Source organism: Skermania sp. ID1734 (assembly GCF_007489285.1).
Lineage (GTDB): Bacteria > Actinomycetota > Actinomycetes > Mycobacteriales > Mycobacteriaceae > ID1734.
Genome location: NZ_VLIY01000011.1, coordinates 37271 through 52160, shown reverse-complemented (window position 1 = coordinate 52160; position 14890 = coordinate 37271). Strand labels below are relative to the sequence as shown.

At 66.0% G+C, this 14890-nt stretch carries 13 protein-coding genes; 7 read left to right on the top strand and 6 right to left on the bottom strand.

Annotated features, from left to right (window positions below; translation table 11 throughout):
- Nucleotides 1-82: 82 nt before the first annotated feature.
- The 6 genes from FOS14_RS14790 (at nucleotide 83) to FOS14_RS14765 (ending at nucleotide 5888) form a co-directional block, all read left to right on the top strand.
- Entirely contained in the window at nucleotides 83-847 is a 765-nt protein-coding gene (locus FOS14_RS14790) for a dienelactone hydrolase family protein (RefSeq protein WP_143771576.1), read from the top strand.
- Between the two features lie 53 nt (nucleotides 848-900).
- Nucleotides 901-1827, top strand: coding sequence for a lysophospholipid acyltransferase family protein (locus tag FOS14_RS14785; RefSeq protein ID WP_143771575.1), 927 nt, complete (start codon nucleotides 901-903; stop codon nucleotides 1825-1827).
- 11 nt (nucleotides 1828-1838) lie between these two features.
- Nucleotides 1839-2042, top strand: a complete 204-nt coding sequence (locus tag FOS14_RS14780) for a hypothetical protein (protein ID WP_143771574.1) — start codon at nucleotides 1839-1841, stop codon at nucleotides 2040-2042.
- A gap of 39 nt (nucleotides 2043-2081) precedes the next feature.
- Nucleotides 2082-3056 (top strand): galactose-1-phosphate uridylyltransferase, encoded by a 975-nt coding sequence (gene galT, locus FOS14_RS14775; protein WP_185981790.1) that lies wholly within the window; start codon nucleotides 2082-2084, stop codon nucleotides 3054-3056.
- Entirely contained in the window at nucleotides 3053-4180 is a 1128-nt protein-coding gene (gene galK / locus FOS14_RS14770) for a galactokinase (protein WP_143771572.1), read from the top strand. The genes galT and galK overlap by 4 nt, the downstream gene beginning before the upstream one ends.
- Nucleotides 4181-4250: 70 nt before the next feature.
- Nucleotides 4251-5888: a long-chain fatty acid--CoA ligase gene (locus FOS14_RS14765; protein WP_143771571.1), complete on the top strand. Its 1638-nt coding sequence runs from the start codon at nucleotides 4251-4253 to the stop codon at nucleotides 5886-5888.
- Here FOS14_RS14765 and FOS14_RS14760 read toward each other — a convergent pair.
- The 5 genes from FOS14_RS14760 to FOS14_RS14740 form a co-directional block, all read right to left on the bottom strand.
- Complete coding sequence (locus FOS14_RS14760) at nucleotides 5875-6939, bottom strand: alpha/beta fold hydrolase (RefSeq protein ID WP_143771570.1); 1065 nt, start codon at nucleotides 6937-6939, stop codon at nucleotides 5875-5877. The two genes, FOS14_RS14765 and FOS14_RS14760, sit on opposite strands and share 14 nt — an antisense overlap.
- Before the next feature lie 17 nt (nucleotides 6940-6956).
- Entirely contained in the window at nucleotides 6957-8612 is a 1656-nt protein-coding gene (locus FOS14_RS14755) for an acyl-CoA synthetase (RefSeq protein ID WP_143771569.1), read from the bottom strand.
- 80 nt (nucleotides 8613-8692) lie between these two features.
- Nucleotides 8693-10342: an acyl-CoA synthetase gene (locus FOS14_RS14750; protein WP_143771568.1), complete on the bottom strand. Its 1650-nt coding sequence runs from the start codon at nucleotides 10340-10342 to the stop codon at nucleotides 8693-8695.
- Between the two features lie 121 nt (nucleotides 10343-10463).
- The gene (locus tag FOS14_RS14745) at nucleotides 10464-11696 is read right to left on the bottom strand and encodes an acyl-CoA dehydrogenase family protein (protein WP_143771567.1); all 1233 of its coding nucleotides are present in this window, start codon (nucleotides 11694-11696) and stop codon (nucleotides 10464-10466) included.
- Nucleotides 11697-11728: 32 nt separating this feature from the next.
- A complete protein-coding gene (locus tag FOS14_RS14740; protein WP_143771724.1) occupies nucleotides 11729-13126 on the bottom strand; it encodes an acyl-CoA dehydrogenase family protein in 1398 nt (465 codons plus the stop codon).
- A 129-nt stretch (nucleotides 13127-13255) separates the two neighbouring features.
- Here FOS14_RS14740 and FOS14_RS14735 point away from each other — a divergent pair, with 129 nt between their 5' ends.
- Complete coding sequence (locus FOS14_RS14735; protein WP_255450345.1) at nucleotides 13256-14101, top strand: hypothetical protein; 846 nt, start codon at nucleotides 13256-13258, stop codon at nucleotides 14099-14101.
- Here FOS14_RS14735 and hisN read toward each other — a convergent pair.
- A complete protein-coding gene (hisN, locus tag FOS14_RS14730) occupies nucleotides 14090-14884 on the bottom strand; it encodes a histidinol-phosphatase (protein WP_143771566.1) in 795 nt (264 codons plus the stop codon). The genes FOS14_RS14735 and hisN overlap by 12 nt on opposite strands.
- Nucleotides 14885-14890: the final 6 nt, after the last annotated feature.

The window sequence follows — 14890 nt, the reverse complement described above, 5'->3', positions numbered from 1 at the left end:
ACACCGCCTCGAAGTGTCATCGCTGACGCGTCGTCACAGACTCCGCTGCCGTCAGTTTGACACAACAGCGCACAATCGACACGTGAGCCGAGCGCAATTATCGACCGTCAACATCCAAACGCCCGACGGAACGTGCGACGCGTACTTCGCCCGACCGGAAGCCGATGGCCGTTATCCCGCAATCTTGTTCTACATGGATGCCTTCGGGCTACGACCGACCATCGCCGACATGGTCACCCATCTGGCCGGCAACGGTTACTGCGTGCTGGCGCCGAATGTCTTCTACCGCAACGGCCCGGCACCGGTGATCGACATGCCCGACATGTCGGTCGAGGGCGCGCGGCAGAAATTCTTCGCCGCAGTCATGCCGATGATGCGCCGAATCACGCCCGAGCGGGCGGTTCGGGATGCGGGCGCTTACCTCGACTTCCTGGCGAACAACGAATCGGTGGCTGGTGACCGGTTCGGCGCCACGGGATATTGCATGGGCGGCGTGCTGGCCATGCGCACAGCGGCCGCCTACCCGGACCGCATTGTCGCGGCCGCCAGCTTCCACGGCGGGCGCCTGGCCACCGACTCCGACGACAGCCCACACCGCCTGGCCAGCGACATTCGTGCCGAGCTCTACTTCGCGCACGCCGAAAACGACCAGTCCATGAACGGTGCGGCCATCGCGCGGCTCGAGCAGGCGCTCACCGAGGCGGGTGTGCCCTACCGCAGCGAGGTATATCCCGGCACCCAGCACGGCTTCACCATGGCCGACACTCCCGTCTTCGACGCCGATGCGCTGGCGCGACACTGGGAAAACCTGTTCGATCTCTTCGGCCGGACGCTGGCGGCGCGGTAGTTGCCGGCCCGCCGCACGAATAGTCGTCACGGCATCTGGGTAACCGGGCTTTCATGACTGACCAACGGCCGACACATGTGCAAGAGCAGGCACGCGAGCACGCCGAGCAGGTCAGCCGTGCGATGGCGGACAAGCGATCCGATGCCTCCGGCATTCGCGGCTGGGTTGCCGATCGGGCCGCCGACTGGGAGCTGAAGGAGCCGGACGAGGAACTGATGCACCGGCAGAAGTTCTTCTGGAACCCGCTGATCGACCATTGGTTCCGGATGGAGATGGACGGCTGGGAGAACGTGCCGGACGCGCCGGTGTTGCTCATCGGCATCCATTCCGGCGCGCCGTTCGTGTGGGACGCGTGGACCGTCGGCGTTCAATGGTGGCGGCACTTCGGGCCGGATCGCCCGTTGCACGGCACCGCCCATGACCTGTTGATGGCGATCCCACTCATCGGACGCTACTTCCGGTCCATGGGCGTCCTGCCGGCCGCTCCGGATGCGATCGCCACCGCCCTGGCCCACGGTCGCGACGTCGCGCTGTGGCCCGGCGGTGAGGTGGATTCGCTGCGGCCCTGGCATGAACGTGACAAAGCGAACCTGGCCGGGCGTACGGGATTCGTCCGCATGGCAATTCGTGCGGGCGTGCCGATCGTGCCTATCGCCACAGTCGGCGGCGGTGACGCCATGCCGGTGCTGATTCGCGGCGACCGACTCTCGCGGACGCTGCGGCTGGACAAGATATTGCGGCTCAAGGTCTTTCCACTTGCGGTGTCGTTGCCGTGGGGGATCGCACCGGCGGCACTGCCGCAGTTTCCGTTGCCGGCGAAGATTCGCACCAGGCTGATGCCGGCGATCGAGGTGGACCCCCATCCCGAGCGCGCCGACGACGAGGACTACGTGCGCAGTGTTTACCGAGAGGTCGAGGCGAGTATCCAGTCCGGGATGGATGCGCTGGCGCGCAAGCGGACACTGCCGCTATTCGGCTAAGGAGACAGCACATGACCGGTTCTGAACAGCCTTCGGACAGCGGCGGCACCGCTTGGTCGGCCGAGCAGTCCGAGCCCAACGAGCACTTGCGCGACGTCGTCGATGGCATGGAGGACAAGGTCATCGAGGAGCGCAAGGCCAGTGGAGTTCCCGGCAACGCGGCGGAGCGCGAGGAGGCCACGCCGGTCGACAGCGGTGACGACGCGCCGGACTGAGCTGGCACAATCGCAGAGGTGATCGCCACCCGCCGCCGCTTGGTCGACGACCGGGAGATCATCTATTTCGACCCTGTTCCCACACCACGCACGGCGGTGGATCGGCGGGAGATCCAGGGTGTCCCGCTCGCTTCCGACGTGCGATTCGACTCATTGCTTGGTGAGCCTGTGGTGATTGCCGCACACCGGCAATCACGCACGTTCCTGCCGCCGACAGACCGGTGCCCGCTGTGTCCGTCCACCATGGAGCGCGCCACCGAAATACCCGAACACGACTACGCCGTGGTGAGTCTGGAGAACCGCTTTCCGGCGCTCGAGCGGTGCGAGGTGGTGTGCTTCACCAGCGATCACCACGCAACGTTTGCCTCGCTCTCCTTCGAGCGAGCACGGTTGGTGGTCGACGTCTGGGCCGACCGGAGTGCCGAGCTCGGCGCGAGGCCTGGTGTAGCCCAGGTGTTTTGCTTCGAGAACTACGGCAGCGAGATCGGCGTGACGCTCAGCCACCCGCACGGTCAGATCTATGCCTATCCGTTCATCACGCCGCGCACGCGGGGAGTGCTCGAGCTGAATCCGCTGGGCGGCAGCCTCTTCGCCGATTACCTCGCGTTGGAAACGGCGACCGACGAGCGGGTGGTTGTGGCCGACGAGCACTGGGTCGCATTCGTGCCGAAAGCCGCGCGGTGGCCGTACGAGGTGCTGATGTTCCCGCGTCGCCGGGTGGCCAATATTCCGGAACTAGTTGATGCCGAACGCGATTCGTTTGTCCGGTGCTACCTCGATGTGCTCAATCGCTTCGCGCACCGCTTCGCCGAGCCGATGCCCTACGTCGCCGCGTGGCATCAGGCACCGGTCGCGCACCGCTCGCGGTGGTGGTTGCATCTGCAGGTCTTCTCCATCCGTCGTGCCGCCGACAAGCTGAAGTACCTGGCTGCGTCGGAATCTGCCATGGGTGTGTTCATCAACGACACGATCCCGGAAGCCGTCGCGGCCGAATTGCGTGCGGTGACGTGGTGAACGTCGGGGCGGCGTTTCGGCGGCGGTTTGAGGTGGACCCGGCGGGTGTCTGGGCCGCTCCCGGCCGGGTGAACATCATCGGTGAACACACGGACTACAACTTCGGTTACGCGTTGCCCATCGCGACCCCGCAGGTCACCCGCTGTGCTGCGGCGCGCCGCGCCGACCCGGTGGTGCGCGTCGCTTCACGTCAGCGGTCCCCCGACCTGGTCACTGTCGAGCTGGAGGCATTGGGCGACAACCCTGAGCCCGGTTGGTCGCGCTACCCCTTGGGGGTGCTCTACGAGTTTCACCGGAGATTCGACGTGCCGGGCGGCCTGGACCTCTACATCGACGGCGCCGTCCCGATGGGTGCGGGCCTGTCGTCGTCGGCGGCACTGGAATGCGCTGTGGCGGTCGCTGTTCGCGATCTGTATGGCATCGAGGTGACCGCCGCCGAGGTCGTCGACATCACCAGCACCGCCGAGAACGATTACGTCGGCGCACCGACCGGCACCTTGGATCAGTTCGCCGCGATGCTGTGCACGGGCGGGCACGCACTGCTGCTCGACTTCGGTGACGGAACATGGCAGCACATTCCGTTAGCGCTCGAACCCTTCGGCCTCGAGTTGCTGGTGATCGACACCAATACCGCACACGAGCTGGTAAGTGGTGAATATGCCCGGCGGCGAGAGCAGTGCACGGCGGCGGCCGCAGCCCTCGGCGCCGCCTCGCTGCGCGATGCCGGCGACCTGACCCCCATCACCGATCCGGTGTTGCGCAGCCGAGCTAGGCACGTCACCAGCGAGAACATTCGGGTGCTCGCTGTCGTGGCGGCACTGCGTTCGGGTGAGGATCCGCGCGCTATCGGCCCGTTGCTGACCGCCAGCCACGAGTCGTTACGCGACGACTTCGAGGTCTCCACCCCGGTACTCGACGCCGCCGTGGCGGCAGCGCTGGACGGCGGTGCCCACGGTGCCCGCCTCGTCGGCGGGGGATTTGGCGGCAGCGTGCTCGCGCTGGTGAACGCCGACAGCGCTGCCGCGGTAGCGGAAAGTGTGGCGGCGCGGTTCGCCGCCGCAAAACTGCGCGCCCCCAACATCTTCACCGTGACGGCCGGCGATGGTGCCCGCCGGGAGTGCTGACCGACAGACGTCAAAGTATGGTGGGCGAGTGATCGCGGTCACTTTTTCGGTGCAAAGGAGCTAACGGTACATGTTGAGCACAATGCAGGATGGTCCGCTCTCGCTGGCAATCCTCCTCGAGTACGGCGCCACCTTCCAGTCCGCCGCCACGGTCTCCACCTGGACCGGCGATGGGCTGCGCACGATGACGTTCGGTGAACTCGGGCAGGAGTCGGCTCGACTGGCCAATGCGTTACGAAGCCTCGGAGTGGGCAAGGACGACCGCGTCGGCACGTTCATGTGGAACAACAACGAACACATGGCCGCCTACACTGCCATTCCGGCGATGGGCTCGATCCTGCACACGCTCAATATCCGGCTGTTCCCCGAGCAGCTCATCTTCATCGCCAACCACGCCGAGGACAAGGTGGTGATTGTCGACGGCTCGCTGGTGCCGATGTTCGCCAAGTACCTACCGTCGCTGAAGACCGTGCGACACGTCATTGTCGCCAACGGTGATGCGGCGTCTCTGGAGGCACCGTCGGGCGTCGAGGTGCACTCCTACACTGATCTGCTCGCCAGCCAACCGGATACCTTCGACTGGCCGGACATCGACGAACGATCCGCTGCGGCAATGTGTTACACCTCCGGAACCACCGGAGATCCCAAGGGAGTCGCGTACTCGCACCGCTCGATGTGGCTGCACTCCATGCAGGTCTGCGCCAGCAACGGCATGGCGCTCTCCGACGCCGACACCACCCTGGCCATCGTGCCGATGTTCCACGCCATGTCGTGGGGTCTGCCGCACGCGTCGCTGATGGCCGGCGCCTCGATCATCATGCCCGATCGCTTCCTGCAGCCCGAGCCGCTGCTGGCCATCATGGCGGCCGAGAAGCCGACCTTCGCCGCAGCCGTGCCCACCATCTGGCAAGGTGTATTGGCCCGTTTGGCCGTTGCGCCACAAGATATTTCGCATCTGCGCGACGTCGTGGTCGGCGGCGCGGCGGTGCCGCCGTCGATGATGCGCACCTTCGACGACGAGTACAACGTGCGCATTCTGCACGCGTGGGGGATGACCGAAACCTCGCCGCTGGGCAGCGTGGCCCGCCCGCCGGCCGGCACCTCCGGAGACGAAGCCTTCGCGTACCGGATCACCCAGGGCCGGTTCCCGGCGAGCGTGCAGGCGCGGCTGGTCGGTGATGACGGTTCGGTGCTGCCCAACGACGGAAAGGCATTGGGGGAGTTGGAGGTCCGGGGGCCGTGGATCACCGGGTCCTACTACTCGCCGGACGGTGCCAAGATCGATCCGGACAAGTTCGATAACGGCTGGTTGCGTACCGGCGACGTCGGCACGATCAGCCCCAACGGTTATCTGACACTGGTGGACCGGTCCAAGGACGTGATCAAGTCCGGTGGTGAGTGGATTTCCTCGGTGGACCTCGAGAATGCGGTGATGGGCCACCCGGCCATCGCGGAGGCTGCCGTCTTCGGGGTGCCGGACGAAAAGTGGGACGAGCGTCCGCTGGTCGCGGCTGTGCTGCGGGAGGGCGCCGAGGCCGACGCCGAAAAGCTCCGCGAGTTTCTTGCCGACAAGGTGGCCAAGTGGCAACTGCCCGAACGTTGGGCCTTCATCAACGAGGTGCCTAAGACCAGCGTCGGCAAGTTCGACAAGAAGCGGCTGCGCGCTCAGTACGCCGACGGCGAGCTGAATGTGATCAATTTGAGCTGAGAAAGTCGTCCAGGTAAGCCCAGGTGGTCGTCTCGGCGCTGCGACCGGTCAGCACGCCGAGGTGGCCACCTGGTGCCGTCTCCAGACGCACGTTCGGCGCGTTCGGCACCAACTCGCCGACGCGGTGGGCGACGCCTTTGGGCACCAAGGTGTCGGTGGTGCCGGCGACGTTCATGACGGGCACCCGGACCTCGGCCAGATCGATCGTGCGCTCGCCCGTTTTGAACGTGCCCGACGCCAACGCGTTGCGCTGAAACAGCTGGTGGTAGACCTGCAGCGTCGCCCGGCCCGGGTAGGCCAGCATGCTGTTCATCAAATCGTCCACCGCTTCGATGTGCGCGAGGAATTCGCGGTCGTCGCGGTGCTTGAACAGGGTGACGGACTTCTTCAGATACACCGGCAGCGACATGGCCTTGAAACCCTGCTCCACCAGCTTGGCCGGCACCCCGCCGAGCGCGCGGACCGTGCTGTCGAAGACGCGTCCGCCGGTCACGGCGCCGACCTTGCGGACCGGGTCGGCCAAGGGGTTCTCGCTGTTGTCGAACGGGCTGGCCACCATGGCCACCGAACGCACAGGCAGGCTCGGGTCCGCGGCCACGGTCAGCAGCGCCAGCAGTCCACCCAGGCACCAACCGACGAGGTCGACGTCCGCGCCGTCGTTGTCCTCGGAAACTTTGCGCACGGCGGTCGGAACGACTCCGTCGATCCAGTGCTCGAGACCCAGGCTGCGCTCGCCCACGCCGATCTCGCCGTAGTCGACCAGATAGGTGCGCCGCTGTTGGGACAGCAGGTGCTGGGCCACTGAACAGCCAGAGTGCAGATCGAAGCACGTTGCCTGTGCTCCGAGCGGCGGCACCAGCAACACCGGCGCGCCCTGCGGAGTGCCGGTGAACGTGTAGCGGTGCAGGGTGCGTTGCGGCCCGTCGTCGATCACGTCCGACGGGGTCCGCGTCTTGTCTCCGACATTGCCCTTGACCACGAAGTCGAACAGGTTGGCCACGGCCTGGCGGCGCTGCTCGAGCGTTCTGGACGGGTCGAAAACCGAAGACATGGCGGACCCTTTCTAGATCACTTGTCGATATCCATTTCGGCGAGCTTGTTGCGCAACAACTTTTCGGTCGCATTGCGCGGGAGTTCATCGACAAAGATGACGTCGCGCGGCACCTTGTAACGGGCCAGGTTCGACTTGACGTAGTCCTTGATCTCCTGCTCGTCGCGCTTGGAATCCGGACCTGGAACCACGAACGCGCGCAAGCGCTTTCCGAAGTCCCGGTCGTCGACGCCGATCACTGCGGCCTCGTGGACATCGCTGCGGTCGGCAAGCAGGTTTTCCACCTCGAGCGGGAAGACGTTCTCGCCGCCGGAGACGATCATGTCGTCGTCGCGGCCGTCGACGAAAAGCAGTCCGTCGGAGTCGAAGTGGCCGACGTCGCCGCTGGAGAGCATGCCGTCGACGATTTCCTTGTGCCGACCGTCGGTGTAACCGGTGAAGCTCAATCCGCTGGAGGCGAAGATGGTGCCGACCTCGTCCGGCTTGGTGATCTTCTTGCGGTTCTCGTCATAGAGCTCCACCCGCACACCGACCGGCGGACGGCCGACGGTTCCGGGTGCCTTGCGCATGTCCTCCGGGGTGGCCACCGTGACGACGGCGACCTCGGTGGAGCCGTACAGGTTGTACAGGACCGGTCCGAACGTTTCCTCGGTGCGCTTGCTCAGGTCGGGCGAGATCGAGGATCCGGCCGCGAAGATCACCTTCAGCGACGAGGTGTCGTACTTTTTCAGCACGTCTGGGCCGACGTCGATCATCCGCTGCAGCATCGTCGGGACCACGACCAGCGCCGTGGCCCGGTGTTTGGCGATATTCGCCAGCGTCTGTTCCGGATCGAACTTGCGCTGCTGGAAGACCACCTTGTTGCCGAGCGCCAGGCTGAGGGTGAACTGGGAGAGTCCGGTCCCGTGGAAAATCGGCGCGGCCATGATGATCGTCTCGCCACGGGGTAGCGGCACCCGATCCAGGAATTGCGCCGACGCCAACGGTGACACCTTGTCGCGCGGGGCGCCCTTCGGGGTACCGGTGGTGCCGCTGGTGAGAATCACCATGCCACCGGGCTTGGCCGGCGGGTCCAGTCTGGCGGTGGACTGACCGCGCATGAGGCCGTCGATGGTGAGCGTCTTCGGATCGACGTTGTCCTTCTCGTCCACCCAGGTGAGGATCCGCGGAATGTCGTGCGGAATGGCGTCGAGCAAGTCCATGAACTCGCTGTCGAGCAGCACGGCCGCCACTTTCTCGCGCTTGGCGACGTCGGCGAACTGCGGCTTGGCGAACCCCGTATTCATCAACACCACCCGGACCCCGAGCTTGCCGCCGGCGAGCAGGCTCAGCACCATGCCGCGATGGTCGCGGGCGAGCAGCGCCACGACGGAACCCGGTTTGACGCCGTTGGCCGCGAGGCCACGGGCCAGCGCATTGGACTGCCCGTCGATCTGCGCGTAGGTGAGAGTGCCGCGCTCGTCCTCGATCGCCGGAGCAGCACCGTCGCGATGCGCGGCGTGCATGACCACGCCTGCGAACGGACCGAACTTGGAGACGTTGACAATCGAGCGCAGCGCCTCGTCGGGTCGCAGCGGATTGAACAGTCCGCGCTGCCACAAGACGTTGGCCCCCTTGGCGAGGTCGCCGACCTTGCGTAGCGAGTCTTGGGGCGAGGGCAGAGATCCGATCACGTCAGTAACCTCCAGCAGATGGGCGTAAAGGCAGACTAGCAGCGCAATTGGCCGTCAAAAATTCCCTGATCACCCTATTGTTACTGCGTCTCGGTGGCGGGAACGTCCATCTCGGCCAGCACCCGCCGCAGCAGTTTCCCGGTTGGATTGCGCGGCAGTTCGTCGAGGAAGACGACATCGCGGGGGACCTTGTAGCGGGCCAGGTTGTCCTTGACGTACCGGCGGATCTCGTCGGCGTCGCACGTCGCGCCTTCTCCCCGAACGACGAAGGCGCGCAGCCGCTTTCCGAATTCGGGATCGTCCACACCGATGACGGCCGCATCGAACACATCGTCGCGCTCGATGAGCAGGTTCTCCACCTCGAGCGGGAAGACGTTCTCGCCACCGGAGACGATCATGTCGTCGTCGCGGCCGTCGATGAACAGCAAGCCGTGGGAGTCGAAGTGGCCGACGTCGCCGCTGGACATGTAGCCGTCGATGATCTGCTTGTGCCGGCCGTCGGTGTAGCCCTCGAACGGCGCCCCGCTGCGCACGAAAATCCGGCCGGTGCGGTTGTTGCCCGTGATCCGGCGGCCCTCGTCGTCGAACAGCGCCACCTCGCAGGTGACGGGGGAGCGGCCCGCGGTTCCGGGCGCCAAAATCAAGTCCTGCGGGGTGGCCACGGTCGCCACGGCGACCTCGGTGGACCCGTACAGGTTGTAGAGGACATCACCGAAGACCTCGCGCGTTCGCGCGGTAAGTTCCGGTGAGAGCGCTGAGCCGGCAATGAGAATGACCTCGAGCGACGACGTGTCATAGCGCTTTCGGACCTCCGCCGGTAGCTCGACCATGCGGTGCACCATCGTGGGCACCGCGATCAGCATCTTCGCCCGATGTTCGGCGATCATCCGCAGGGTCGCCTCCGGGTCGAATCGTCGGCGCAACACCGTCTTGTTGCCCAGGGCCGTGGTGACAAACCAGGTCCCCAGGCCGGTGCTGTGGAACAGCGGACTCACAATGACCACAGAATCCTTGCGCGGGAACGGGATTCGGTCCACCATCTGCGCACTGGCCAGTGGCGACACCGAGGTTCGCGGCGCGCCCTTGGGCAGGCCGGTGGTGCCGCTGGTGAGGATGATGAACCCGCCCGCGGTGGCCGGTGCGGGCAGCGCGGTGGTCGGTTGACCCGCAGCCAGCGACTCGATGGTGTGCACTCCGTCGGGCACGTCGCCGTCGACCCAGGTCAACACCCGGGGCAGCGATTCGGGCAGCGCGTCGAGCAAGCCCTCGAACTCGCTGTCGTACATGACCGCCTGCACGTGCTCGCGGGCTACCACCTCGGCGAATTGTGGCTTGGCGAACCCGGTGTTGAGCATGACCAGTCGCGCGCCGAGCTTGCCGGCCGCCACCATCGCCAGCACCAGGCCCCGATGATCGCGGGCCAGCACGCCGAGCACCGAGCCCTCGCGCAGACCCAGTTCCCGCAGGCCGTGGGCGAGCGCGTTGGATTGGCGGTCGACCCCGGTGAAGGTGAGTTCGCCGCGCTCGTCGGCCAGTACCGGGACGTCGCCGTAGCGGCGCGCGCCCACCCTGATCAGCGCGGCGGCCGGCCCGAAGCGGGGAGTGTCACGGGCCGCTTGCAGAGTGAAGTCCGGGCGGCGTGGGTCGATGAGGCCGCGTTGGACCAGTAGTCCAACTGCCCGCGCGGATTCGGAGATGAGTTGGACGTGCTTCGCTATCGACCCCAGCATCGTTGCGTTGGCCCTTCCTCGGCGGTGGCTCAGGTGCACATTAGCGCCCGCGAGACAGGACCGGCTAGATGCATTCGAGCCCCAGCCGTGCGCGACGACTGGGGCTCGAATGGGGATGGAACTATTTCAGCTCTGCACTCGTCAGACCGAGCACCCGCCGGGCCACGATGAGCTGCTGAATCTGCTGGGTGCCCTCGAAGATGTCGAGGATCTTCGAGTCGCGGCCCCACTTCTCCAACAACGTGCGCTGCGAGTAGCCAACGGCCCCAGCCAGTTCCACCGCCTTCAGACTGACGTCGGTGCCGGTGCGGCCAGCCTTGGCCTTGGACATCGACGCCTGCAGCGAGTTCGGCTGCTTGTTGTCGGCCATCCACGCCGCGCGCAGTGCGAGCAGGTACGCCGACTCGTAATCGGCTTCCATGCGCAGGAATTCGGCCGCGGCGGCGGACTGGTTGTTCGCCGGAATGTCGTAGGAGATCTCGACGCCCGCATCGGTGAGGACCTTGCGCAGCTCTTCCAGAGCGGCGCGGGCCACCCCCACCGCCATCGCGGCGACCATCGGACGGGTGTTGTCGAAGGTCTGCATGACCCCGGCAAAACCCTTCTCCACGTTTACTTCCGGGCTCCCGAGGATGTTGTCCTTGGGAATCCGGCAGTCCTGCAACAGCAGTACCGCGGTGTCGGACGCCTTGATGCCGAGTTTGTGCTCGAGGCGGGCCACGCTCAGGCCGGGAGCATCACGAGGCACCACGAACGACTTGATGGCCGCGCGGCCCTTGGACTTGTCGACGGACGCCCACACCACGATGTGGGTGGAGCGCTCGCCCGCGGTGACGAAAATCTTCTCGCCGTTGAGCACCCACTCGTCCCCGTCGAGCACCGCCGTCGTGGTGACTGCCGCAGAGTCGGAGCCGAAGCTCGGCTCGGTGATGGCCATCGAGGCCCACACCTTGCCGAACCGCTCGAGTTGTTCGTCGGTGGCGACCGCCGCGATGGCCGCGTTGCCCAAGCCCTGGTAGGGGATGGACAGCATCAAACCGACGTCGCCCCAGGAGGTTTCGAGGGCATTGAGCAGTGCGGACATGTTGCCGCCATTGCTGTTGCCGAGCAACTCGGTGGCGTGCTTCTTGTCTTCCGCGCTCTGCTCGGACCGCCCGCCGGCGGCACCGCCGATGTCCTGGGTGCCCGAGTCGGCCAGGCCCTCCACCATGGCGGCCATGGTGTCGAGCTCGACGGGGTATTCGTGCTCGGCCAGGTCGTACTTGCGCGAGATCGGGCGGAAGATCTCGGTGGCCACCTGGTGCGCCTGATTGGCGCTGAACTGCAGCTTCTTGGGAAGTTCGAGGTTGATCATCTTTGCGCTCTTTCGTAATTCGGCGTCGGTGGTCAGATCAGCACGACGCCTTCGGCGACGCCGATGGCTCGTAGGTCGCGGTACCAGCGCTCGACCGGGTGCTCCTTGGTGTAGCCGTGGCCGCCCAGCAACTGCACGCCGTCCAGGCCGATCTGCATGCCCTTGTCGGTGGCGAGCTTGCGGGCCAGCGCCGCCTCCCGGCCGAACGGCAGGCCCTGCTCGGCACGCGATGCGCCGCGCAGCGTCACGAGTCGCATACCGTCGAGCTCGATGGCGATGTTGGCCACCATGAACGCCACTGCCTGGCGGTGGCTGATCGGCTCGCCGAACGCCTCGCGCTCGTTGACGTAGGGGATGACGTAGTCGAGGACGGCTTGGCCGGTCCCGACCGCCAGCGACGCCCAGCCCAGCCGTGCCAACCGCACGGCGTCGGCGTATTCCTCCGCACGCTGCGTCGCGTCACCCTCACCGAGAATCGCGGCCTCGGTGACCGATACGTCGTCGAGGACCAGGCGGCCCAGGCCGGCGGCGCGCAGGCCCATGCTGGGGTCGGCCTCCACCGAGAGCCCCTTGGCGTCGGATTCGACGATGAAAAACGCCGGCTTGCCGTCGAGTTCGGCGGCGACGATGAACAGTTCGGCGTCGCCGGGCGCGGGCACCATGGCCTTGACGCCGTTGAGCTTGTAGCCGCTCGGCGAGCGGACGGCGCGGGTGTCGAGCTCGAACGGGTTGAACAGCGCGCGCGGCTCGGAAACGACAACCGCTGCGGCGGGGACGTTTTCGCCGGTGAATGCCGGCAGGTAGGTCTGCTGCTGGGCGTCGGTACCCCACTGGGTCAGCGCTACGGCGACACCGCTGGGCGCCAGGATCGGCAGCGCAAGACCCATGTCGCCGTGCGCGAGCGCTTCGGCCACGAGGGCATTGGTGACGGCGCCGCGTTCGGTCGCCGCGCCCTCGAGTTCCTCGGGCACGTTGATGAGGGTGATGCCGAGTTCGGCCGCACGAGCCAGCAGATCCTTCGGCGCCTCCGCGGCCGCGTCTGCGTCGTGAGCTGCCGGGCGCAGGATCTCGGCGGCAAACTCCTTGACGGTTTCGACGATCATCTTCTGGTCGTCGTCCGGAGTCAGGTCGAAGTAGCCCTTGCTCTTGGCCGCGTTGTCGGGCAGGCGCTTGGGCTTGCTGCCGCCGCTGACCTTGTTGAACGCCCGCGTGGTTGCGCCGAGCGTGCGGAAGCCGGTCTTGGTGCCCTGATAGGTGACCCGGTTGATCGGCTCGCGGAGTTTGTATTTTTCGGCGAGGTCGGAACCTGCCAGCGAGGTCATGACGCGCATGGCGGCGCCCATCCAGTCCCGCTTGGGATGGCTGAGGCCAACTCCCGATTCGCGCGGTTTCCTACGCTTCGTTGCGTTGTTTTGCTTGCTCATGATCACCGAATCTGTTCGTTCGTCCATGGTCGGTAGCTACCTTACTCCAGAGTAAGGTACGGCGTCGAGCTTGTGGCTGACGTGACGGTCGTCACCTGGCTCGCCTAGCCTGTCTGGCAGTCGAGGGGAGGCGTGATGGCAGCGAGTAGTGGCCAGCAGGAAGCGTCGAAGCGCAATCGGATCAGGGAATTGCAACCAAGCGCGGTGGCACGCGCCTTCCTGCATTCACCATTGGCCGGCATTGCCCCGTGGGTGGTGATGTCGCTGGTGTCCGGCCCGGGACGATCCGAGCCGGCGGTGCTGGCTGCGCTGGGGTTGTCCGTCGCTTTCTTCCTCCTGGCCCGACGCGAGGGCGACAGCATCAAACTGCTCGAAATCTTCGACCTGGTCTTCTTTGCGGGGTTGGCGATCGTCGGTGCAGTCGTCAGCGCGGGCGCGACGCGGTGGCTCGAACTATGGGCCGGGGAGTTGACCAATATCGCGCTGGCCGTCTTCGCGTTCGGCTCCATGCTGGTTCGGGTGCCGTTTACCCTGCAGTACGCCAAAGAGCAGGCGCCGCAGGAAGTCTGGGATTCCCCGCTGTTTTTGCGCGTCAATTACATGATCACTGGGGCGTGGGCGCTGGCGTTCGCATTTTGCGCGGTAGTCGGCTTCTACGGGGATGCGGTTCTGGGCACGGCGAACAACTTCTGGACCGGTTGGGTACTGCAAATCGGGGCGTTGGTTTTCGCGGTGTCGTTCACCGAGTGGTATCCCGACTACGCGCCGAACAAGGCGGCTCTCGCCGCGGGCGAACAGGCTGATCCGCCGAGGCCGGTGATCGAGCTGTTCGGTTGGCTGCCAACGTTTTTGCTCGTCGTCGGCATTATCGGTCTGGTCACCGATGCGGTGGCGGTGTGGTTGGGTATTGCGCTGATCGTGGTCGGTGCTGTCGGCTGGGGCGGGTACCGCCGGGTCGCCAAGGCGCGGCTAGCTGGTTAACGTCAGCCGATGCAGGACCTCATCGTGCAGGCGGCCGTTGCTCGCCACTGCGCTGCCGCCGTGTGGACCGGGCTTCCCAGCGAGATTGGTGAAGGTGCCGCCCGCCTCGCGGACCAGCACATCGAGCGCCGCCAGATCCCACAGCGACACTTCCGGCTCCGCGGCGATCTCGAGGGTGCCTTCGGCGAGCAGGCAATAGGAGAAGAAGTCACCGTAACCGCGCACCCGCCAGACCTCATCGGTGAGCGCTATGAAATTCTCGCGCAGGCCGAGCACCTGCCAGCCTGACAGGCTGGAGAAACTGAGGCTCGCCGATTCCAGGGCGGACACCTCGGACACCGAAATCCGTTGTGCTGCAGTGCCCGCGAATTGCCGCCACGCTCCGGAACCGGCTGCTGCCCACCACCGCCGGGACAGCGCCGGCGCGCTGATCACGCCCACCGTCGGAACACCGTCGACGAGTAACGAGATCAGGCTCGCCCACACCGGCACGCCCCGAACAAAGTTCTTCGTGCCGTCGATCGGATCGATCACCCATTGCCGACCGGAAAAGGTTGCGGTGCCGCCGAATTCCTCCCCGAGAACTGCATCATCGGGGCGCGCCTCCGCCAGCATCGCGCGCAGACGCCGTTCAACCGCGAGATCCGCATCCGACACCGGCGAAAGGTCCGGCTTGTCGTCGACGCGCAAATCCAGCGCGCCGAACCGGTCGACGGTGATTTCGTCGGCCGCGTCGGCTAGCCGGAGCGCGAGTTCGAGGTCGGCTTCAAGGGATTCGGGCACGCGCCA